The organism is Pseudoflavonifractor sp. An184 (assembly GCF_002160305.1).
Lineage (GTDB): Bacteria > Bacillota > Clostridia > Oscillospirales > Oscillospiraceae > Lawsonibacter > Lawsonibacter pullicola.
The window spans coordinates 1-22,725 of record NZ_NFKI01000004.1 but is presented as its reverse complement, the minus strand read 5'-3'; the positions used below and the strand labels follow the sequence as shown (position 1 = coordinate 22,725).

The following is a 22,725-nucleotide window of genomic DNA, read 5'->3' as shown; positions in this document are numbered from 1 at the left end:
AGGTTTTTGAGGATGAGCGATTACATGGAAGAGAATGCCGTCGAGGACGCAAATGCGGTGATCAACCGCAAACTGCGTCAGGTATTCGACGGCAGGATTGTCCGGAAAGACCTCACAAAGAAGATTAAAGAGGGCGCAAATGTGCCGGTCTACGTCCTTGAGTTCCTTCTGGGGCAGTATTGCAGTTCAGACGATCCGGAGGTCATTGAGGCTGGCGTGAACAACGTCAAGCATATTTTGGCAGAGAATTATGTACGCCCGGACGAAGCCCAGAAGATCCTTTCTGTACTGCGTCAGCGGGGCAGCTATACCGTGATTGATAAGATCACCGTCAACCTGAACATCAAGACGGACAGCTATGAGGCGGAGTTCTCTAATCTGGGCATTAAGAATATCCCCATTTCTGAGGAATATCCGACCAAGTATGACCGGCTGCTTTGCGGCGGGATCTGGTGCATCGTCCAGCTTGAGTACGAATATGTGGAAGAGGATAAGCACCATTCCCCGATCCTGATCCACAAGCTGACACCCATTCAGATGCCCCATGTGGACATCAACGAATTGAAACAGGGACGGAAAGCCTTCACCGAAGAAGAGTGGATCAAGGTACTACTGCGCTCTATCGGCATGGAACCGGACAAATTCAATGACCGCGAGCGGTGGCTTCTGCTGACTCGACTTCTGCCTCTGGTTGAGAACAACTTCAACCTTTGCGAGCTGGGACCGCGCAGCACCGGCAAGTCACATATCTACAAGGAGATTTCACCCAACAGCATCCTTGTCTCCGGTGGTCAGACAACCGTTGCGAATCTGTTCTACAATATGGGTAGGAAAACCGTAGGACTCGTGGGGCTTTGGGACTGCGTAGCATTCGATGAGGTCGCCGGAATCCATTTCAAGGACAAAGACGGTATTCAGATCATGAAGGACTACATGGCTTCCGGTTCCTTCGCCCGTGGTAAGGAAGAAAAGGCTGCAAGTGCTTCTATGGTCTTTGTAGGTAATATCAATCAGAGTGTGGATGTACTGCTCAAAACCTCCAGCCTCTTTGACCCCTTCCCGCCTGAGATGGGAACGGACACGGCATTCCTTGACCGAATCCACTGCTATATTCCCGGCTGGGAGATCCCGAAGTTCAGACCGGAACACTTTACAGACGATTACGGTTTTATCTCCGACTACCTCGCTGAGTTTATCCGGGAGCTGCGCAAAGAGCAGCATGGGGACGAATTGGACAAGTATTTCCGGCTCGGCAAGAACTTAAACCAGCGTGATACCATTGCCGTCCGCAAGATGGTAGACGGATTTATTAAGCTGCTGTACCCGGATGGAGAATACTCAAAAGAGCAGCTTGAGAAAATCCTGAAAATCTCGCTGGAAATGCGTCGGCGGGTAAAGGAACAGCTCAAGAAGCTGGGCGGCATGGAGTTCTACGATGTCAACTTCTCTTATATTGATACAGAGACGTTTGAAGAGTCCTATGTCAGCGTACCGGAACAGGGCGGAGGGAAACTCATCCCAGAAGGAATGTGCAATCCGGGACAGGTCTACACCGTCTCCCAAGGGAAATCCGGCATGATCGGTGTTTTCCGGCTGGAATCTCAAATGCTACCGGGCAACGGCAAATTTGAGCGCACCGGCATCGGTTCTGATTCAAAGAGCAAAGAGGCGGCAAATACTGCATTCAACTACCTGAAAGCCAACGCTGGCAGGATCAGCGGCTCGATCAGCACAACGACCAAGGACTATATCATCAACTATCAGGATCTGCAGGGGATCGGCATGACCGAAAAACTTGCCCTTCCTACCCTGATTGCTCTTTGTTCTATTGCGCTTGGCAAACCAACCATAAGTAGCCTCGCCGTTTTGGGTGAGATCAGTATAGCCGGTACGATGATCAAGGTTGACGAACTAGCAAATGCGCTTCAAGTCTGTCTCGACAGCGGAGCGAAAAAGGTGCTGCTGCCTATTACATCCGCAGCAGACCTCGGCTCTGTTCCTTCTGAACTGATTGGTTGCTTTAATTTAATCTTCTACCAGAGTGCGGAGGATGCGGTTTACAAGGCTCTCGGTGTCGAGTAAATTTACAGGAGGCTTTAGATGAAAAAAGAAGAAATTCAAATAGGTTCAGATGCTTCGTTTTTCAAAAGCATTTCTTCTGTTATTGAACAAGCTCGAAAAAATGCAAAAACCGCAGTCAACCTTTCTATGGTCTACGCTTATTTTGAAATTGGAAAAATGATCGTTGAAAGGGAGCAAGGCGGTTCAGATCGAGCTGAGTATGGGAAGAAGCTTTTGCAGGAGCTATCAAACTATCTTGCAAAACTATACGGAAAAGGATATTCGGCGGACAACCTGAAACTGATGCGAAGGTTCTATGTGGTGTATTCTCAGGATCAAATTGGGGAAACACTGTTTCCCCAATCCAAAAATCTTCCCGCTGTCAGTACCGGTCGGAAATTTTACCTAAGCTGGTCGCATTACCTGAAACTTATGCGCATCGACAACATCGACGAGCGGCATTTTTACGAGATTGAGTCCGTGAAAAATGATTGGAGCCTCAGTGAGTTGAAACGACAGTACAACAGCTCCCTCTATGAGCGGCTTGCGCTCAGCACGGATAAGGACAAGGTTTACCGGCTGGCACTGGAAGGGCAAACCGTTGAATCTCCAAAGGATGCTGTGAAAGACCCCTATGTATTGGAATTTCTAGGGCTGCCGGAGCTGCCCTCTTACTCAGAGACAGAGCTGGAAAGCCGGATCATCGACCACTTGCAGCAATTTCTCTTGGAGCTGGGGACAGGCTTTGCCTTTGTCGGGCGGCAGGAGCGTTTCACCTTCGACGAAGAGCATTTCATGGTGGATTTGGTATTCTATAACCGGCTGCTGCGCTGTTTTGTACTCTTTGACCTGAAAATCGGCGAACTCAAGCACCAGGACATCGGGCAGATGCAAATGTATGTGCATTACTACGACCGCAAGGTAAAGCTGCCGGAGGAAAACCCGACCATCGGCATTATCCTTTGCAGGGATAAGAATAATGCGGTTGTGGAGATGACTTTGCCGGAAGACAATTCACAGATTTTTGCCAGCAAGTATGAGACTGTATTGCCGAGTAAGGAAGCTTTGCAAAAGCTTCTGCAAGAGCAACTGTCTGACGAAGATGAAAGCTCATCGTGATTTTGAATAAAAAAAGAGCCTCAGCCGACACCCGAAAAGGCATCGACTGAGGCTCTGGTGTTTGGGTGCATAGTCTATTTTTGCCCGCAATTTCCCTCTGACGGGTGCAGACAGGAAAACATACAGAGGGCATCCTCTTTGCAGCTTACCGCGAAGAAAGTCCATCTTTTTCAACCCTTATCACGACATATTTTCCGTCCAATCTCCGTTTGAATGCATAGGGAAAGGCTGTAATAGTTTTCTTTTCCTATTTCATATAAAAATATGAACACGGCCCGTTTGTATAGGCCGTGCTCATATTTGTTCTTTCTCAAAGTAGTAGTGCTCTTCTTCATCTACGAATTAGCCTATTCCTCTACGCCATTTTTACGCCATTTTCGCGTGGGACTGCATAGAGAAATATGAAGTTATAATTTGGTTGGTTTTGCGTAAAACCGCGCTATATCAGGCTTTAGCGGCGTTTGTGGGGAGGTATGGAGATATAGAATCCGGCGTCTGAACGCCGATGCCTAATTTCACAGCAGTTCCTCTTTTCTGCGGGGATTTTTTATCATGCCTGTTTATTATATCGGATTTTCCAGCCCCTTGCAAGCCCCGGCGCTCACCTGTTTGGCGACAGATCGTCCAGAGCGAACTGGGTCAGCAGGGCGATTCCCGGGAGCAGCGCCTCGTCGGGGAAGATGTTCTCCGCCACATGGAGCCCCAGGCCGCTCTGGGGGAGCCCCTCTTGTGCGGTGCCCAGCTGGAACTGCACCCCCCGGTTTCCGCACTCCTCCAGCAGGCAGGAGAAGTCGTCCGACCCCATGGACGGGGCCCGGCCCGTCTCCACGCAGTCCGGTCCCAGCACCCGGTCCGCCGCCCGGTGCAGCAGCCGGCAGCTCTCCGGGTCGTTGACCAGCGGGGGGACGCCCAGCTCCACCGCCGCCGTGCAGCTCCCGCCGAAGGTCCGGCAGAAGTCCTCCCCGATCTGTGCGATGGCCTCCAGGTGCCGCCGCCGCACGTCATTGTCCAGGGTGCGCAGGGTCCCCCGGAGGGTGACGGTATTGGGAATGATGTTGGGAGCGGTGCCGCCGTGGATCTCTCCAAAGGTGAGCACCACCGGGTCGGCGGGGTTGTTGTTCCGGCTGACCAGGGTCTGGAGCTGCATCAGCAGCCCGGCGCTGAGGACCACCGGGTCCACACACAGCTCCGGGTGGGCGCCGTGCCCCCCCTTCCCCGTCACCTCCAGGCGGATGCTGTCGCAGCTGGCGTTGGCGATCCCCTCTCGGATGGAGATGGTCCCCAGGGGCAGGTCGGGGGCGCAGTGGAAGCCCACCACCGCGTGGGGCGTTCCATCCCGGAACAGGCCCCGGCTCAGCATGGCGGCCGCCCCGTCAAAGGTCTCCTCCCCGCACTGGAAGATCAGCAGCACGTCCCCCCACAGTTCCTCCCGGCGCCGGGCCAGCAGCTTGGCGCAGCCCAGCAGGGCGGCGGTATGGACGTCGTGGCCGCAGGCGTGGCACACCCCCGGCGTCTGGGAAGCGAAGGGCAGCCCGGTATTCTCCAGGATAGGCAGGGCGTCAATATCCTCCCGCAGGGCCAGCAGCTTCCCGGGGTGTCCGCCCCGGATGCGGGCCGCCAGCCCGGTGGGAAACCCGTAGTCCAGCACCTCCGCCCCGTATTCCTCCAGGCAGGCCCGGATGAGCCGGGTGGTCTCCACCTCCCGGTGCCCCAGCTCCGGGCAGCGGTGGAGCTGGTGGCGGACGGCCTGGATCTCAGAGTAGACGGCACGCGCCTCATTCAGTATCTCCATGTTTGTCCTCCCCCACCATCATCCGGATAATCTCCCGGTCGGTCTCACGCATCCCCACCCGGCCCAGGCGGCTGATGTTCCGGATGGTGTTTTCCACCCCCTTGAGCACCAGCCCGTCGCCGCCGTAGAACTGCTGTCCGTTGCGGTACATCTCAAAGCCCAGGATACCCGCGTCCACCGCTGCGGCAATTTTAGCGGCGCAGGAGGCCTTGGCCCCATCGCACACGATTCCCGAGGTGATGGCCAGGGCGTTGACGATGGTGTGTGCGATCTCGTCATAGTCCCCGCCGTGGAGGCAGGCAATGCCCGCCCCTGCCCCCGCTCCGGCGCTCACCGCCCCGCAGTAGGCGGACAGGCGTCCAATGCCCTCCTTGGCGTGGAGGGTGATCAGATTGGAGAGGGTCAGGGCCCGGTACAGCTCCTCCTGAGAGGAGCCCAGCTCCCGGGCGTACTCAATCACCGGCAGCGAGACGGTCAGCCCCTGGTTGCCGCTCCCAGAGTTGATGACCACCGGCAGCTCACAGCCGCTCATCCGGGCGTCGGAGCCGGCGGCCGCCCTGGCCTTGGCCCGGATCTTGATATCCGTCCCGTAGGCCTTCAGGAGAGTGCTGCCCACATTGGCGCCGTAGTCTCCCCGCAGGCCCTCCTCCGCCACCGCCGTGTTGCAGGCGATCTGCCGGTCCAGGATGGCGGACACGTCGCTCAACTCGCAGGTCCGGGCAAACTCACAGATGTCCGCCACATTCAAAAGCGTGTAGTCCGGCGCGTCCGGGTCCTCCCGCTTTTCGATGGGCCGCTCCTCCAGGACCTGCCCGTTCTTTTCAATGTAGACCAAATTGGTGTGCTCATTGACCGCCCGGACCACAGCCCGGGAGTTCCCCTTGGACACGGTCACCTCGATGTCCAGCACGTGGTCGGCCTGGGCAGCCCCCACCGTGATCTCGGTCTCCTGGAGGTAGCGCTCCAGGCGGTCCTTCGCCTTCTGGGGGACGTGGGCGATGACCTCCAGGCCAGCCGTCTCGTCGCCTCCCAGAGCGCCGATGGCCGCGGCGGTCTCCATACCCCGCCGTCCGCCCGTGTTGGGTACCACCACGCTCTTCACATTTTTGATGATATTTCCGCTGGCCACCACATGGATGCGGTCGGGCAGCTCTCCCAGCACTGACCGGGCCACCGCCGCGCAGTAGGCAATGGCAATAGGCTCCGTGCACCCCATAGCCGGGACCAGTTCCCGCTCCAGAATCTTCACATAGGTCTGATAGACCGGACTGCTTCGTTCCATGCGCCTCACTCCTCCTAGTTTCTTCCGGATTCCCGCCTGCCCCGGCGGGTCCTCGCCTGTCCTCGCATTCATTATACCTGTACTCCAGGAAAAAGAGTAGGCCTTGTTTGAAAATGTTTTTTAATTCTCGGCAGTCCCCAATCACAAAGGCGGGACACAGCGCTTTTGCTGTGTCCCGTCCGCCATCACCTATTCATGCGGTGGGCTGCTGATTGGAATACTTGGTATAGGCCTGGTCGATCTTGTCGCTCTGGGCCTGCTCGGGGCTGTACCAGCCCCGCTCCTGGGCCAGCTGGAAGAGCTCGGTCTGGCTGTGGTGGCTCTGGTTAAAGAGGCGGAGGAACTCGTCCCGCAGGGGAATGCTGACACACTCCGAGGCGAAGGTGTCATAGTTGGCGGCCATCTTCTTCTCGCTGCACAGAAAATCGGTGATGCGCTCCTGGTCGGTCATCCCGTTCCCCTCCTTATTTCAAATAGCCCAGCAGGGTGGTGTAGTTCTGGCGGTGCTGGTCCGCCATGCTCTGGAGCTTCCCCTTCAGCCCGTCGTCCTGGCACTCCTGGACGGCGGACAGATACTTGCAGTGGAGCACCTTCTCAAAATCCAGCTGATCGGACAGGGCCTGCAGCTCCTTGGTGGTCAAAATCGGCATGGTATCTCCTCCTTGTGGCGTCAATCAGGCTTTTTCAGTCTGCCCCCTCAGTATGTCCCCCCTTCGGCGGTTCTATGCGGGGCAGGACGGGCGTTCCCTCCAGATCGAAGGCCCACACCAGCCAGGGCCGCCCACCCCGGCTCTCCACCCTGGCCAGGCAGAACAGAACCGGAATGGGAAAGGGCCGGTCCGGCCGGAAGGGCGCGGACAGCAGGCACAGCGCCCCGTCCCTCCGCCCGCAAAAGCCGGAGCGGCCCCGCAGGCTCTCCTTCACCAGGGGGTCCCGGCACAGCCGCTCCGGGAGGGGCTCCGGGGCCCAGACGCTCCCCGGCCCCCCCGCCCCGGGAAATGGGTAGGTGAGCACGCAGTTTCCCCCCGTCACCGGCCAGCACCCCGCCTGCCCCAGGCTGGAGCGGCTCACCGTCCGCCTCAGCCGGAGCCCGCCCGCCTCCGGCACAAGGGTGCCCAGCAGAAGGCTCCCCTGCCGTCCCCGGACCCAGGCCTTGTACAGCCCCCGGCCGTCGTCCGGCCGCGCCGCCTCCAGATGGACCCGGGGCCCCTCCTCCCGCAGAGAGAGGGTCCCGCCCCCCTCCATGTGCCACAGCTCCGACACGGCCCGTCCCCCTCTCTCCCTTTCGCGCCTTCTCCTGTCCAGTGTATGCCCGCGGCCGGAAAAAAAGAGGGGGATTTTTCCTCTTTTCTCTTGACAAATCCCGGGAAAGGTCCATACTTTTGTTCTGGACCGATCATTTGACACAAAGGAGGCAGCATTCAGTATGAAGAAACGTGTGGGTATCCTGACCTCGGGAGGCGACTGCCCGGGGCTGAACGCCACTCTGCGGGGGGTGGCCAAGGCCCTCTATCAGCGCCTGGGCGAGGACCATGTGGAGATCATCGGCATCTCCAACGGCTACTCCGGCCTGATCAACGGGGACTGGCGGGTGATGCAGCCCAGCGAGTTCTCCGGCATCCTGACGGTGGGCGGCACCATCCTGGGCACCAAGCGCACCCCCTTCAAGCTCATGCGGGTGGTGGGCGAGGACCACATCGACAAGGTGGAGGCCATGAAGAAGAACTATGCCGAGATGAAGCTGGACTGCCTCCTGTGCCTGGGGGGCAACGGCACCCACAAGACGGCCAACCTCCTCTCCGAGGAGGGCCTGAATATCATCGGCCTGCCCAAGACCATCGACAACGACATCTTTGGCACCGACGTGACCTTCGGCTTCCACTCCGCCATGGAGATCGCCACCGAGGCCATCGACCGGGTGCACACCACCGCCGGCAGCCACAGCCGCTGCATGGTGGTGGAGCTCATGGGCAACAAGGCCGGCTGGCTCACCCTCTACGCGGGCATCGCCGGCGGGGCGGACATCATCCTCATCCCCGAGCTCCCCTACTCCATTGAGAACGTGTGCGCCGCCATTGAGAAGCGGGCCGCCCAGGGCAAGCGCTTCTCCATTCTGGCAGTGGCCGAGGGGGTCTACGACGTGAAGGAGGCCCGCATGAAGAAGAAGGAGCGGATGGCCAAGCGGGCCGAGCAGGGCTACACCACCGCCACCAACCGCATCGCCAAGGAGATCGAGGAGCTCACCGGCATCGAGACCCGCATCTGCGTCCCCGGCCACATGCAGCGGGGCGGCAGCCCCTCTCCCTACGACCGGGTGCTGGCCACCCAGTTCGGCTCCTACGCCGCCAAGATGGTGGAGGACTGCAACTACGGCATCACCGTGGCCATGAAAAACAACCACGTGGGCGAGAACAAGCTCAAGGACATTGCCGGCAAGAGCCGCCTGGTCCCCGAGGGCCACGGCATGCTGGAGGTGGCCCGGCGCATGGGTATCAGCGTGGGGTAATCGCTTTTGTACCGTAAAAAATAGGAGTTCCTGTTTCAGGAACTCCTATTTTTATGATTGTTACGTCTCCTCTTCCGCCGCGCACACCGGCACCCGCTCGCTGTCCCAGGTGTAGCCCGCCGCGGCCATCTCCTGGTCGGTGCGGAAGACGATCTCCCCCGGCTGGGTCAGGTCCACATGGCGGTAGCCGCCGGCGGTCTGGACCACGTTCCACAGGTGGGAAACCCCGTTCCACTGGCCGTCCACCACCGTGCAGGAGAGGACGGGCTGGGTCCTCTGGCACAGCAGGGCCAGGGCCAGGGCCATCCCCTGGCTGTCGGCCGTCCCCTCCAGCAGCGCGTCGTAGGCGGTGGAGCCGCTCCCCTCCTGATAGGAGCAGGTCTGGCGCACCAGCCGGACCAGCTGGGAGAGCGCATTCTCCCCCCCCTGGACGCCCGCCTGGGTCAGCAGGCGGTCCGCCTCCCGCTGAAGGGAGTTGCGCCGGCTCTCCAGGGTCTGGCGGGACTGGTGGTAGGTGAGCAGCACCTCCACGATCCGCCGCTGCCCCGTCTCCGGGTACATGGTGATCTGGGCGTCCGGGAAATCCAGGGCGGAGGCCGGATTGGACAGGTAGGCCTCCCGCATCAGCTGCCGGATGTACTCGCTGTCCTCCTCGAAGTAGCTGATGCGCAGCACCACCTCGCTGGAGAACTCCGAGAGGGCCTCGCTGAGCTCGCTGCGGATGGCGGCGGTGCCGGTGGCGTCCACGATGGCGGCCACCTGCTCCCGGGTGCGGCGGTAGGTGATCTGTACATTCGCCTCATAGCTGCCCACGATGGGGGTGACGCTGTACTTGATGTACTCCACCGCATAGGCCCCCAGGGGGTCCTCCTGGACCACTTCCAGGCAGGCCTCGTCCAGCATCTGCTGGATCGCCGTCTCGTCGCTGTCCCCGCCGTCAAAGCGGATGGCTCCCCCCTCGGTTCCCCGGCCGATGAGGTAGATCAGGGCGTTCACCAGCTCCTGGTAGCTCCCCACCCGGATGGTGTTGCTCTCCCCGTCGGCCTGCGGCGTGGCGCTGTGGGGCGTCACGCTGGTATAGTCCCGATTCAGGATGGCGGAGCACCCGGTGGTCAGCGCCATCAGGGCGGCCAGCGCGCCGCAGAGCCATCGTTTCATCCCAGGGTCCTCCTTCCTCCGTTCGGTTCCATCCCCGCGCTCCTTTCCGGGAGGGGATCAGATGTCGTTCTTCTGATAGGTCTTGAAGCCGTTGCCCGTCACCTCGTGGGCGTCGCACACGATGATGAATGCCTTGGGGTCGATCTCAAAGATGATCTCCTTCAGATTCACAATCTCCTTCTGCTTGAAGGCGCACATGAGCACCAGCTTGTTCTCTCCCGAGTAGGCGCCCTTTCCCGGCAGGACGGTGACGCCCCGGTCCATCTGGCCCACAATGGAGTCGGAGATCTCACGGGCCTTCTCGCTGATGATATAGGCCACCTTGGCGGTGTCCAGGCCGTAGAGCACCATGTCGGTGACATAGGCGCACACCACCTGGGCGATGAAGCCGTACAGAGCGGTGGTCAGGTTGCCGAAGGCCAGGGCCACCAGCACCACCACCGCCGTGTCGATGACCAGCAGCATATTCCCCATGGAAATCCAGGGCAGCTTCAGCTTCACCAGCCGGGCGATCAGATCGGTGCCGCCGGTGGTGGCTCCCTTGGCAAAGATGATGCCCAGGGACAGCCCGATCAGCGCGCCGCCGCACACCGCGGCCAGCATCTGGTCCATGGGCTGAAAGTCGATGATCAGGGCAAAGGCGTCCACCGCCACAGAGGACACCACCATGGAGTACAGGGAGGTGACCAGCAGATGGCCGCCGATGAACTTCCACCCCAGGATAAACAGGGGGATGTTGATGACCAGCACGAACATACCGATGGGGATGGCGGGGATAAAGGCGTTGACCACCTGGCCCACGCCGGTAATGCCGCCATAGCCGATGAGGTTGGGGGTATAGAACCAGTCAAAGGCAAAGCCGTACAGGATCGACCCCACCGTGATCCAGAAATAGGCGGAAGCCGTCCGCTTCCAATCTACTTTTTTCAGTGCGCTCATAAAATTTTCTTCTTCCTTTCCATCCTGCGGGCAAATAACCCGCTCCTTCCGATTCTATGTTCTGCAGAGCAGAGAGTACTACTCCTTACTCCTCCAGCAGGGACATCTGCTTCTCCCCCCGGTCCTCCTCTTTCAGGAGGGCGCCGGCCACCGGCAGGCTCCGGGCCCGGTACCGGGCGGCGTTGACGATGGCCGTCTCCCCAAGAGGCAGGGCCTTCTCCACCACCCGCTTGGGCTTCAGGGTCATCACGTTGACCCCCTGGGTGGTCCGGGTGGTCTTGGGGGCCAGGAGGGCGGTGTGGAACACCATGCACCGGCCGTCGCTGGAGTAGACCGCCAGCTCGAAGTCCTCCCGCACCAGGAAGGCCGCCGCCAGGGGCGCCTTGTCGGAGTAGGCCCCGGTGAGCTTCTTCCGGCGGGTCTGGGTCTGGTATGCGGACAGCTCCACCCGCGCCACCTTGCCGTTGGCAAAGACGAAGATCAGCTGCCCGGAGTAGTCCCCGGGGATGCATGCCCAAACCACCCGCTCCTCCGGGTCCATGGCCAGCTTGGTGGGCAGGTAGTCCCCCAGCACGCTGGCCTTGGAGTCGTCGAAGTCGGACATGCGGGTCTTGTAGCACTGCTGCTTGTCGGTAAACACCAGCAGCTCGTCCCGGTTGGCGCCCTCCCAGCTGAGCCAGGGGCCGTCCCCCTCCTTGTACTTCTGGTCGCTGGCCATCCGCAGGGACTGGGGGGTGATCTTCTTGAAGTACCCCTCCCGGGAGAGGAACAGATTCACCGGGTAGTCCGGGGTCTCGTCCTCCTCCCCCTGGTCCTCCTCCGCCTGGTAGTCATAGAGGATCTCCGTGCGGCGGGGGACGGCGTACTTCTTCTTCACCTGGGCGAGCTCGTCCATGATGATCTTCCGGATGCGCTTGGGGTCGTTGACGGTGGCCTCCAGGTCGGCGATCTCCGCCTCCAGAGCGTCCACCTCCTGGGTGCGCTTGAGGATATACTCCTTGTTGATGTTCCGCAGGCGGATGTCCGCCACGTACTCCGCCTGGATCTGGTCGATGCCGAACCCGATCATCAGGTTTGGCACCACCTCCACGTCCTCCTCGGTCTCCCGGATGATCTGGATGGCCCGGTCGATGTCCAGAAGGATGCGCTGGAGGCCCTTCAAAAGGTGCAGCTTGTCCTGCTTCTTCTTCATGTTGAAGTAGACCCGCCGCCGCACGGAATCAGCCCGCCAGGCGGTCCACTCCTCCAAAATTTCCCGCACCCCCATCACCCGGGGCATGCCGGCGATGAGGATGTTGAAGTTGCAGGACTGGGAATCCATCAGGGGGGTCATGCGGAACAGCTTGGCCATGAGCTTGTCCGGGTCGGTGCCCCGCTTCAGGTCGATGGCCAGCTTCAGGCCGGTCAGGTCGGTCTCGTCCCGCATGTCGGCAATCTCTTTGATCTTTCCCGCCTTCACCAGTTCGGCCACCTTGTCCATGATGGCCTCGGAGGTGGTGGAGTAGGGGATCTCATAGATCTCGATGAGGTTTTCCGCCTTCACATACCGCCACTTGGAACGCACCTTAAAGGAGCCCCGGCCGGTGCGGTAGATCTCTCCCAGGGCCGACGGGTCGTAGATCAGCTCGCCCCCGGTGGGCAGGTCGGGGGCCTTCAGGGTGGCCATGATGTCGCAGTCCGGGTTCTTCAGATAGGCGATGGTGGTGTCGCACACCTCCCCCAGGTTGAAACCGCACACGTTGCTGGCCATACCCACGGCGATGCCCTGGTTGGCGGACACCAGCACGTTGGGGAAGGTGGTGGGCAGCAGGGAGGGCTCCTTCAGCTTGCCGTCGTAGTTGTCCACAAAGTCCACCGTGTCCTGGTCGATGTCCCGGAACAGCTCGGCGCAGATGGGGTCCAGCCGCACCTCGGTGTACCGGCTGGCCGCCCAGGCCATGTCCCGGGAGTACACCTTGCCGAAGTTGCCCTTGCTGTCCACAAAGGGGTGGAGCAGGGCCCCGTAGCCCCGGCTGAGGCGGACCATGGTGTCGTAGATGGCCGCGTCCCCGTGGGGGTTTAATTTCATGGTGGCCCCCACCACGTTGGCCGACTTGGTGCGGGGCTTGTTCAGCAGGCCCATGTCGTACATGGTGTACAGCAGCTTCCGGTGGCTGGGCTTGAAGCCGTCGATCTCCGGGATGGCCCGGGAGACGATGACGCTCATGGCGTAGGGCATGTAGTTTAGTTCCAGGGTCTCGGTGATGGGCTGCTCCAGCACCTCGGCGTGGAGGCCCATCACGTTGGAATTTTCTACTTTTGGTTTCTTTTCATTTGGCTGCTTCTTCTTTGGCATTCCATTCCGTCCTTATTCTTCTGCAATACGCTTTTTTATCAATCAATTCAAATTTTGCAGGGGGATGTCGCCGCCTGCGGGCGGCGAGTGACTTTCTGGACGCCCAGAAAGTCACCAAAGAACCGCTAGGGGCGGCTCAGGATGGGCGCTCCGCGCCCATATTCGCCGTCCCCTAGAACCCCATTACGGGGGACGCGCTACTGGTAGGTTCCTCAATATTTCCGGCGCGCAAAATCTGAGCGGCTGGTCTGAATTCCCGCCGGGCCACTTCGTCGTCGCGGATTTCGTATCCCTCGCTTCGTCCTGCCGGACAAAGCTCGCTCACTCCATCGCTCCTCCTCTCCAACGCAAACCCGCTTCGCTGGGCTTTGCGTTGGGGGCCGCCTTCGGCGGCCTGTTTGGGTGGAAAATTTCAGCTGGTGCGGTTCCATTGGTGCGCCTGGGTTTTTTCAGCCAACGCTCCCGGTGCGGGATACCTCATCCGCCCCCTTCGGGGGCACCTTCCCCTAAAGGGGAGGGCAGGGACAATTTCAAAGCCTTCCCCTTTAGGCCGATTCCCCCTGTCAGGGGGAAATGTCCCAAAGGGACAAAAGGGGTAGGGGCAAGTGCCGAGCGCAGCGAGGCGGATGAGGTCCGTAGGGGCGGCACACTGGGCCGCCCGCGGGCTGATCTGGGGCCGGCCCCTGCGAAAAGCACCGTATGGGGAGCGAAACGTCCCCCTAAAACCGTCCCTCAGATGAAACGTCCGGCAACACGCGCCGCATATACAGCAGCGGATACGGCCCGCCCTGCTCGTCCCGCTCCGTGCGCCGGTAGGTCTGAAATCCCATGTGCTCATAAAACCCGATGGCCTGGGGGTTCTGCTCATTCACCGTCACTTCCTGGACCGCGTACCGCTCAATCCCGTATTGAAGCAGGCGCTTTCCATGTCCCTTTCCCCGGACCTCCGGGGCCAGGAACAGCATCTCCAGCTTCTGCTCCCCGATCCCCATGAACGCCGCCGGCACTCCGCTCTCGTCTTCCAGGACGATCAGGTGGGGCACCTGCTCCAGAGCTTGGGGCACGTACGGTTTGATTTTGGCGATCTCCTCCCCGGACAGGAAGGTGTGGGTGGCCTTTACCGACCGCTCCCATACGGAGAGCAGCCGGGCGATCAATTCCGAAGTCCGCTGGGTCTTCTCTGCCAATTTCATCACACAAATCCGCTCCAAATCTGCATATCAGGAAATATCCGCCAGCTCCAGATACTTATATCCGTTATCCGCGATGTGGTTTTTCCGGCCCTGGAGGTCGTCCCCCAGAAGCAGGTCGAAGATCTGAGCGGTGCGCTCCACATCCTCGGGCATGACCTTGATGAGCCGCCGGGTCTCCGGGTTCATGGTGGTCAGCCACATCATGTCCGGCTCGTTCTCACCCAGGCCCTTGGAGCGCTGGATGTCGTACTTCTTCCCCTCCAGGGAGGCCACGATGTCGTTCTTCTCCTTGTCGGAGTAGGCGAACCAGGTCTTCTCCTTGCAGGTGATCTCATACAGGGGGGACTCGGCGATATACACGTATCCCTGCTGGATGAGGGTGGGGGTCAGCCGGTAGAGCATGGTCAAAATCAGGGTGCGGATCTGGAAGCCGTCCACGTCGGCGTCGGTGCAGATGACCACCTTGTTCCACCGCAGGTTGTCCAAATCGAAGGCGGACAGGTCCTTCACGTGCTTGTCCTTCACCTCCACCCCGCAGCCCAGCACCTTCAGTAGGTCGGTGATGATGTCGCTCTTGAAGATCTTGGCGTAGTCCGCCTTCAGGCAGTTCAAAATCTTGCCCCGGACGGGCATGATGCCCTGGTACTCCGCGTCCCGGCTGAGTTTTACCGCCCCCATGGCGGAGTCGCCCTCCACGATGTAGAGCTCCCGCTTGGACATGTCCTTGGTGCGGCAGTCCACGAACTTCTGCACCCGGTTGGAGATGTCCATGGAGCCGGTGAGCTTCTTTTTGATATTCAGCCGGGTCCGCTCCGCCGTCTCCCGGGAGCGCTTGTTGATCAAAACCTGTTCGGCGATCTTCTGGGCGTCGAAGGGGTTCTCGATGAAGTAGACCTCCAGCTGGGAGCGGAGGAAGTCGGTCATGGCCTCCTGGACGAACTTGTTGTTGATGGCCTTCTTGGTCTGGTTCTCATAGGAGGTCTGGGTGGAGAAGTTGTTGGACACCAGCACCAGGGCGTCCTGGATGTCGTTGAAGGTGATCTTGGCCTCGTTCTTCTGGTACTTCCCCTGCTGCTTCAGATAGGAGTCGATGGCGGAGACGAAGGCGGACTTCATGGCCTTCTCCGGAGAGCCCCCGTGCTCCAGCCAGGAGGAGTTGTGGTAGTGCTCGATGACGGACACCTTGTTGGAGAAGCAGAAGGAGACCGACAGCTTCACCTTGTACTCCGGCTTGTCCGCCCGGTCCCGTCCCTTCCGCTCAGTCTGCCAGAACACCGGCTGGGTGAGGGGCTCCTCCCCGGCCAGCTCGGTGACATAGTCCAGAATGCCGTTCTCATACTGAAAATCGGTGCTGGAGAATTTTCCTGGGGCGGTCTCCTCCCGAAAGCGGAAGGTGACCCCGGCGTTGACCACCGCCTGGCGCTTGAGCACGTCGGTGTAGTAGTCCACCGGGATGTCGATGTCGGTAAAGACCTCCAGGTCGGGCTTCCAGCGGATGGTGGTGCCCGTCTTTTTTCCCCGGTCGGTGGGCTCCTTCTTCAGCCCGCCGATGTTCTCGCCCTTCTCAAAGTGGAGAGAGTATTTGAAGCCGTCCCGCCAGATGGCGGCGTCAAAGTATTCGCTGGCGTACTGGGTGGCGCAGGAGCCCAGGCCGTTCAGGCCCAGGGAGTACTCGTAGTTGTCCCCGTCGCCCCCGTACTTGCCGCCGGCGTACAGCTCGCAGAACACCAGCTCCCAGTTGTACTTCTGTTCGTTCTCGTTCCAGTCCACCGGACAGCCCCGGCCCTGGTCCTCCACCTGGATGGACTTGTCCAGATAGCGGGTGACGGTAATCAAGCTTCCATGTCCCTCCCGGGCCTCGTCGATGGCGTTGGAGAGGATCTCAAAGACCGCGTGCTCACAGCCCTCCAGGCCGTCGGAGCCGAAAATGACCCCCGGACGCTTCCGCACCCGGTCGGCCCCCTTCAGCGCGGAGATGGACTCGTTTCCGTAATTCGCTTTTTTTGGTGCCATAAATTCGCTGCCTCACTGTTCTATCGCATACTATAACAGGATAATGATACTCATTTCCCGGCGGAAAGTCAAGGAAAGGCCCGGTTTCCACGGGGAACGCCGCATAAAAATTTCTGTTTCATCCAAACTGTATCCCAAAAGGGGGCGGCAGATTTGGGTCCTTTTCAGGTGATTGAGGAGCGGGAGGGCATTGAGGCGGACATTCTCCGCCGCCTGGCCCGCCACGGCCGCAGCCTGGGGCAGATTCCAACCGCGGACCACCCCGCCCTGCTGGTGGTCTCCCCAAGGGCGGCGGCCCACGGGGGCGGACGGCCCGAGCGCTGCCGCATGGCCCTGCTGCCGGGGGACGCCCCCCTCCCGGGGTGGGACCTCCAAGCGGCCAGCGCCGTCAGCTACGGCTCCGGCCCCAAAAACACCCTCACCCTGTCCAGCCGGGAGGGGCGGAAGCTGTGGCTGGCCCTCCAGCGGGAGCTGGTCACCATCCAGGGCCAGGTGGTGGACCGGCAGGAGTTCCCCTGGATTCTGGACCACGGCGCCTCCCCCCAGTCCGCCCTGGCGGTAGCGGGAGCCCTCCTCCTGCTGGGAGTGCCTCCGGAGCAGCTCTCCGCCCCCCATTTCCCGGCATAACAGGAAATGGTATCCGCCTATTGACAAACCTAGTTTCCTGGTATACAATCATGATACCCCTCCCCGGGGGGGTGTTATTCTTTCAGTTTGCAGCGGGCTCAAGTTGTGCTCAAAACTTCGACAGGCGGCCCGGCGTGCCGCCCCTGCGGGTTGGAACGATTTTCTCACAGCGGGCGACCGCAAGGGTCGCCCCTGCGGCAGAAAACGGACCATTTCGAGAAATGGCGGGAGGGGCAAGCCCCTCCCCTACAACATGGCCGGGACGGTTTCCGTTTTGCGTAGGGGAGCCCCTTGGGGCTCCTGCCGGTGGATTGCCCAAGCCAAGAAGTCACCCTCATCCGCCCCAGTGTGAGCACTGGGGCACCTTCCCCCTTGAAGCGGGAAGGCTCGGCGGGCGCACAATGTGCGCCCCTACGGTAGGAGATAGGCCGGTATCGTTGGTTCGGCAAAGCCAGGCGCAGGAGTGGAACCGCAACAGCCGCAATTTTTGCAAACTTAGGGCCCAGTGGCCCGGGAGGGATTTAGAGCGTCACTCAGATTTTGCGCGCCGGAAATTTTGCAATTCTTAACAGGTACGCGCCCCCCGCAATGGGGGCCGGGGGCCGACTCCCCCTGTCAGGGGGAGATGTCGCGAAGCGACAGAGGGGATAGGGTGGCGGTCCTATGGGCACGAAGTGCCCGTCGGCCGCGTCCCTCGGCGATCCTTTGGTTTCTTTCCCATCGCTGGGAAAGAAACTCGCCGCCCGCATGCGGCGAAATCCCCCCCCCCGCAAAAAACCACCGAAGCGGCGCGCCGGGTCGCGGCCCAGGCCAGCCTCTCTTGCCCCTGCGGGGCAATTCACCTTCTCGCACCCTACGAGGCGGCCGAACCCTGCCCCCTCATCCGTCTGGCCTTCGGCCAGCCACCTTCCCCCCAAGGGGGAAGGCTTAAAAAGAGCGGGCAACGAAACTCCCTTCCATCCCCTTACCACTCCAATTCAAAAAAGTTTGGTGATTTTCTATGAAGCAAAAATTCAACGTCACCGGCATGACCTGCTCGGCCTGCTCGGCCCATGTGGAGAAGGCCGTCAACAAGCTGGACGCCGTCCGCAAGGCGGAGGTAAGCCTGATGACCAACTCCATGACGGTGGACTACGACGAGAGCGCCCTCACCCCCGACGGCATCATCCAGGCGGTGGTCCACGCGGGCTACGGGGCCTCCCTCCCCCAGAAGGCGGGGGACACGGCCCAGGCTAAAGCCCAGCGGCCGGAGGCCCAGATGGAGGCCGAGCTGTCCTCCATGAAGCACCGCCTCATCTGGTCCTTTGTGTTCCTGATCCCCCTCTTCTATATCTCCATGGGCCACATGCTGGGCGCCCCCCTCCCCGGCTTCCTCACGGGGCTGGAGAATGCGGTGGCCTTCGGCCTGACCCAGCTGCTGCTCACCCTGCCCATTATGTACATCAACGACAAATACTACCGGGTGGGGTTTAAAACGCTGGCACATCTCGCCCCCAACATGGACTCCCTCATCGCGGTGGGCTCCTCCGCCGCGGTGATCTACGGCGTCTTCGCCATCTACCAGATGGGCTACGGCCTGGGCCACGGGGACTGGGCCCTGGTGGAACAGTACCACATGGATCTGTACTTCGAGTCCGCCGGCATGATCCTCACCCTCATCACCCTGGGCAAGTACCTGGAGACCCGGTCCAAGGGCAAGACCAGCCAGGCCATCACCCGGCTCATGGACCTGGCCCCCAAGACCGCCAGCGTCCTCCGGGACGGGGTGGAGGTGGAGATCCCCGTGGAGGAGGTCCGGGTGGGGGACCACATCGTGGTCCGGCCCGGCCAGTCCATCCCGGTGGACGGCGTCATCGTGGAGGGGACCTCCGCCGTGGACGAGTCCGCCCTCACCGGGGAGTCCCTCCCCGTGGACAAGGGCCCCGGCGACAAGGTGGCCGCCGCCTCCATCAACAAGTCTGGCTCCTTCACCTTTGAGGCCCTGCGGGTGGGCGAGGACACCACCCTGGCCCAGATGATCCGTCTGGTGGAGGAGGCCTCCTCGTCCAAGGCCCCCATCGCCAAGCTGGCCGACAAGGTGGCCGGAGTCTTTGTCCCCGTCGTCATGGTCATCGCCGCCGTCACCGCGGTGGCCTGGTTCTTCGCCAGCGGCTATGACATCACCAAGGCCCTCACCACCGGCGTGGCCGTGCTGGTCATCTCCTGCCCCTGCGCCCTGGGTCTTGCCACCCCGGTGGCCATCATGGTGGGCACCGGCAAGGGAGCGGAAAACGGCATCCTCATCAAATCCGCCGAGGCCCTGGAGACCCTGCACACGGTCAACACCGTGGTGCTGGACAAAACGGGCACCCTCACCCAGGGCAGGCCGGTGGTCACCGACGTCCTCCCCGCCGACGATATGGACGAGGAGGGGCTGCTCATCCTGGCCGCCTGTCTGGAGGGCCCATCCGAGCACCCCCTGGCCACCGCCATCGTGGAGGAGAGCAAAAAGCGGAACCTCCCCGTCACCACAGTTGGAAACTTCACCGCCCTCCACGGCCGGGGCGTCCGGGCCACCCTGGGGGACCGCACCTGCATGGGCGGCAACCTGGCCATGATGGAGGAGTCCGGAGTGGACCTGGGGAGCTTCCCCGAAAAGGCGGAGGAGCTGGCCGTCCAGGGCAAGACCGCCCTGTACTTCGCCGATGAGCACCAGGTGCTGGGCCTCATCGCCGTGGCCGACACCCCCAAGCCCACCAGCGCCGCCGCTGTGGCCGCCTTCCGGAAGCTGGGCCTGGACGTGGTCATGCTCACCGGCGACAACCAGCGCACCGCCGACGCCATCGGCAAAGAGCTGGGCGTGACCGAAGTCATGGCCCAGGTGCTCCCCCAGGACAAGGAGCGGAAGGTGAAGGAGCTCCAGGAGCAGGGCAAGAAGGTGGCCATGGTGGGCGACGGCATCAACGACGCCCCCGCCCTGGCCCGGGCCGACGTGGGCCTGGCCATCGGGGCGGGCACCGACGTGGCCATCGAAAGCGCCGACATCGTGCTCATGAAGTCCGACCTGATGGACGCGGTGGCGGCGGTGGAGCTGAGCCGGGCCACCATCCGGAACATCAAGGAAAACCTGTTCTGGGCCTTCTTCTACAACTCCATCGGCATCCCCCTGGCCGCCGGCGTGTTCTACGCCCTGGGCATCACCGATTTCATGCTCAACCCCATGTTCGGCGCCGCCGCCATGAGCCTGAGCTCCGTGTGCGTGGTGACCAACGCCCTGCGGCTGCGGTTCTTCAAGAGCAAATTCCGCACCCAGTCACCCCAATCCCAGCAAACTGAGAACGTCCCCGGCGCATCCGCCGGTGATGATAGGACCCCTGCTCCCGTCTGTGACCAGAGCTGCCCGGTCCAATTGGAAGAAAGCAACCAAACAACTCAAGGAGGAACGGAAACCATGACCAAGACACTGAACATTGAAGGCATGATGTGCGCCCACTGCGTGGCCCACGTGGAGAAGGCCCTGTCCGCCCTGGGGGGCGTGACCTCCGCCAAGGCCGACCTAGAGAAGAAGCAGGCCACCGTCACCCTGGCCGCCCCAGTCTCCGACCAGGAGCTGAAGGACGCGGTCACCGAGGCGGGCTATGAGGTGGTGTCCATCCAGTGAAGGCGGACCACACCCAGGTCACCCGTCTGCTGAAGACCGCCCGGGGACAAATCGACGGCATCCTCAAGATGATCGACGAGGACCGGTACTGCCTGGACGTGTCCCACCAGCTTATGGCCACCCAGTCCATTTTGAAAAAGGCCAACCGCATGGTGCTCAAGGCCCACATGGACTGCTGCGTCCGGGAGGCGGTGGAGAGCGGGAAGCCGGAGGAAAAGCTGGAGGAACTGGCGGTCCTGTTGGACCAGCTGGCCGACTGACCGGCCTGCAAAAATGCCGTTACTTTCCCGCCGCACAGCGGCGGAAAAGTCCTCGCTGCGTTCGCTGAACGCCTTGCCGTGCAAGGCATTCAGGGTATTCGATCCCACTCGAGGCGGGCTGCCGCCCCCTTGAGCTCCCCCGCCAAAACTGAGGCGGGTTCTATTCAACAGCGGTTTTTCGGCAAACTGAGGGCGGCTGAATCGGGACCACTCCCGGCTCAGCCGCCCTCTTTATTTCCATATGCTCCAATGCAGAGATGCGTCATCGAGAAGCCTACCGCATAGCCGGATTTTCCTGTTCTCCGCACCACGGGTCGGGGACGCCTGTAACGCAAGTTTTTACATTGCTGCTTTCAGTTTGGAATCATGGGTCACTTCCAGTGATGAAACAGCCATCTTATCGCAAGAAGAAGCATGACAAGGAGGAAAATAGGAATCAGCATATGCATCAATAAAAAGAAAAGTCCAATCATTGGATAAAAGAGAGCAAACAACATAATTTTATGCCTCGGCCTCAACTGGCTTGTGAAAAAAGGATGCGGATACTTCCCATGGTACAGCTGGCATCGATCGTCTTTTCAGCACTATTGTCAATACTTTGATCTTGATGCGGCCCAGCATACTCCTGATCGCCGATTCCAATGTGCCCCAAATCAAGGTCCAAGCTATAATTGTAATCTGCCCGTCTCCCATCCATGGTCAATACCGTCTTTCCTTGAAGCTGCTGTATTTCTGCTCCAGCACTGGCAGAGCCAGAATAGTTGATGGTTCCCCGATTGCAATTGGTATATAAATTTTGGGTGTTAAGGTTTTCTGCGGTTAAAGCTCCCCCCGCTGCAACCAGCTCAACAGTTTCAAATTGAAACTCTTTCGGAACAGTTACTACAATGTGGTTATCATAAGTTCTGCTCCCGTTCACAATGTAAGTGCCGTTTTCGATATATGCCTCATAGTCGCTTCCATTCCCCGCCGAAACATGAAACGCTTCGCCTTCCACAATATTTAGGGTCCCTAATTGTACTGAACAGCGAAGCCCCGTTACGCCGCCTTCCAATTCGACAGCGTCAGCCCCAGATTTACTGGAATTTCCATTTCCAGTGCCTTCCGCTGATTCCGTTTGAGCGGAAGAAACAGTACATGATGAAGCAGGTTCCGCCGGCTGCCCGCCCGCGCGGCTGAGAAAAAAGCAGCCTGCCGCGATGGAAAGAAATATAACCGCAATGAGTAAAATCGCAATCAAAAACTTTGTTGATTTATTCATACCTTTGCACCTCCATGCTCTATAATATTATATCTTTTCGTCTCGAAATGTAAGCGTTTTTAAATATAAATCGTGAATTTTATAATTTTTTCACAAATCAGCAAGGTACAGAAATTGGTCACTATTTCTATGCAAAATAAAAGAACCGCACATTGATGCGTTGAGAATCAAACATCTGTGTACGGCTCTTGGTATAGCTGCTCCGTATCTTTGCAATACGAATCCATCATTTAAAATTGCAGCAAAAAAGCTATCTCAGCCTAAGAGCCGCCGCTATGCGGCGGTTGGCCTCGAAACGCGCCTGCGGGCGCAGTGTACGGCGCTTCGCGCCGCTCACCCCAGGGAGATGTCCCGGGTGGCGTAGGCGTTCAGCTCCAGGCCGGCTGTGCGGCCGGCCTGAAATTCATAAAATCCCTGGCACCCGATCATGGCGGCGTTGTCCTCCCCAGAAAGCTCCGCTTTCCGGGGACCCCGTCTTTTTTCAATGCTCGGGACGGCAGCGCCGTCCCTCCGCCAAGGTTTTCGCTGAGCGAAAACGC

General features: G+C 60.2%; 17 protein-coding genes and 1 pseudogene. 6 read left to right on the top strand and 12 right to left on the bottom strand.

Annotated elements, in window-relative coordinates; genetic code table 11:
* Positions 1-12 precede the first annotated feature (12 nt).
* Complete coding sequence (gene brxL, locus B5F19_RS02665) at positions 13-2,082, top strand: protease Lon-related BREX system protein BrxL (protein ID WP_087287648.1); 2,070 nt, start codon at positions 13-15, stop codon at positions 2,080-2,082.
* Positions 2,083-2,100: 18 nt separating this feature from the next.
* On the top strand, positions 2,101-3,180 hold the full coding sequence (locus B5F19_RS02660) for a PDDEXK nuclease domain-containing protein (RefSeq protein ID WP_087287646.1): 1,080 nt from the start codon (positions 2,101-2,103) through the stop codon (positions 3,178-3,180).
* A 601-nt stretch (positions 3,181-3,781) separates the two neighbouring features.
* Here B5F19_RS02660 and B5F19_RS02655 read toward each other — a convergent pair.
* The 5 genes from B5F19_RS02655 to B5F19_RS02635 form a co-directional block, all read right to left on the bottom strand.
* Complete coding sequence (locus B5F19_RS02655) at positions 3,782-4,972, bottom strand: M20 family metallopeptidase (protein ID WP_087287643.1); 1,191 nt, start codon at positions 4,970-4,972, stop codon at positions 3,782-3,784.
* Positions 4,956-6,254, bottom strand: a complete 1,299-nt coding sequence (locus tag B5F19_RS02650) for an L-serine ammonia-lyase, iron-sulfur-dependent, subunit alpha (protein WP_087287640.1) — start codon at positions 6,252-6,254, stop codon at positions 4,956-4,958. The genes B5F19_RS02655 and B5F19_RS02650 overlap by 17 nt, the downstream gene beginning before the upstream one ends.
* A 193-nt stretch (positions 6,255-6,447) precedes the next feature.
* The gene (locus tag B5F19_RS02645; protein WP_087287637.1) at positions 6,448-6,705 is read right to left on the bottom strand and encodes a spore coat protein; all 258 of its coding nucleotides are present in this window, start codon (positions 6,703-6,705) and stop codon (positions 6,448-6,450) included.
* Positions 6,706-6,718: 13 nt separating this feature from the next.
* Complete coding sequence (locus B5F19_RS02640; protein ID WP_087287636.1) at positions 6,719-6,904, bottom strand: hypothetical protein; 186 nt, start codon at positions 6,902-6,904, stop codon at positions 6,719-6,721.
* 34 nt (positions 6,905-6,938) lie between these two features.
* Positions 6,939-7,517, bottom strand: a complete 579-nt coding sequence (locus tag B5F19_RS02635) for a hypothetical protein (RefSeq protein ID WP_087287633.1) — start codon at positions 7,515-7,517, stop codon at positions 6,939-6,941.
* 163 nt (positions 7,518-7,680) lie between these two features.
* Here B5F19_RS02635 and B5F19_RS02630 point away from each other — a divergent pair, with 163 nt between their 5' ends.
* Positions 7,681-8,760: an ATP-dependent 6-phosphofructokinase gene (locus tag B5F19_RS02630; protein WP_087287630.1), complete on the top strand. Its 1,080-nt coding sequence runs from the start codon at positions 7,681-7,683 to the stop codon at positions 8,758-8,760.
* A gap of 60 nt (positions 8,761-8,820) precedes the next feature.
* On the opposite strand, the gene B5F19_RS02625 is transcribed toward B5F19_RS02630, so the two are convergent.
* The 5 genes from B5F19_RS02625 to B5F19_RS02605 form a co-directional block, all read right to left on the bottom strand.
* Positions 8,821-9,918, bottom strand: a complete 1,098-nt coding sequence (locus B5F19_RS02625) for a hypothetical protein (protein WP_087287628.1) — start codon at positions 9,916-9,918, stop codon at positions 8,821-8,823.
* Positions 9,919-9,975: 57 nt separating this feature from the next.
* The gene (locus B5F19_RS02620; protein ID WP_087287625.1) at positions 9,976-10,857 is read right to left on the bottom strand and encodes a YitT family protein; all 882 of its coding nucleotides are present in this window, start codon (positions 10,855-10,857) and stop codon (positions 9,976-9,978) included.
* An 85-nt stretch (positions 10,858-10,942) separates the two neighbouring features.
* Positions 10,943-13,192: a DNA topoisomerase (ATP-hydrolyzing) subunit A gene (locus B5F19_RS02615; RefSeq protein ID WP_087287622.1), complete on the bottom strand. Its 2,250-nt coding sequence runs from the start codon at positions 13,190-13,192 to the stop codon at positions 10,943-10,945.
* A 719-nt stretch (positions 13,193-13,911) separates the two neighbouring features.
* Positions 13,912-14,385, bottom strand: a complete 474-nt coding sequence (locus B5F19_RS02610; protein ID WP_087287618.1) for a GNAT family N-acetyltransferase — start codon at positions 14,383-14,385, stop codon at positions 13,912-13,914.
* 27 nt (positions 14,386-14,412) lie between these two features.
* Positions 14,413-16,398, bottom strand: coding sequence for a toprim domain-containing protein (locus tag B5F19_RS02605; protein ID WP_087287614.1), 1,986 nt, complete (start codon positions 16,396-16,398; stop codon positions 14,413-14,415).
* A 153-nt stretch (positions 16,399-16,551) separates the two neighbouring features.
* On the opposite strand from B5F19_RS02605, the gene B5F19_RS02600 reads away from it, so the two are divergent.
* The 3 genes from B5F19_RS02600 (at position 16,552) to B5F19_RS02590 (ending at position 20,925) form a co-directional block, all read left to right on the top strand.
* Positions 16,552-17,025 carry a hypothetical protein gene (locus B5F19_RS02600; RefSeq protein ID WP_087287610.1) on the top strand — a complete coding sequence of 158 codons (474 nt, stop codon included), beginning with the start codon at positions 16,552-16,554 and terminating at the stop codon, positions 17,023-17,025.
* A 1,000-nt stretch (positions 17,026-18,025) separates the two neighbouring features.
* Positions 18,026-20,665 (top strand): heavy metal translocating P-type ATPase, encoded by a 2,640-nt coding sequence (locus B5F19_RS02595; RefSeq protein WP_087287607.1) that lies wholly within the window; start codon positions 18,026-18,028, stop codon positions 20,663-20,665.
* Positions 20,662-20,925, top strand: coding sequence for a metal-sensing transcriptional repressor (locus tag B5F19_RS02590; protein ID WP_087287604.1), 264 nt, complete (start codon positions 20,662-20,664; stop codon positions 20,923-20,925). Before B5F19_RS02595 ends, B5F19_RS02590 begins: the two co-directional genes overlap by 4 nt.
* 514 nt (positions 20,926-21,439) lie before the next feature.
* Here B5F19_RS02590 and B5F19_RS02585 read toward each other — a convergent pair.
* A complete protein-coding gene (locus B5F19_RS02585) occupies positions 21,440-22,186 on the bottom strand; it encodes a DUF4097 family beta strand repeat-containing protein (RefSeq protein WP_087287600.1) in 747 nt (248 codons plus the stop codon).
* A gap of 333 nt (positions 22,187-22,519) precedes the next feature.
* Positions 22,520-22,725 (bottom strand): annotated as a pseudogene (locus tag B5F19_RS17855) (hypothetical protein); the annotation flags it as partial.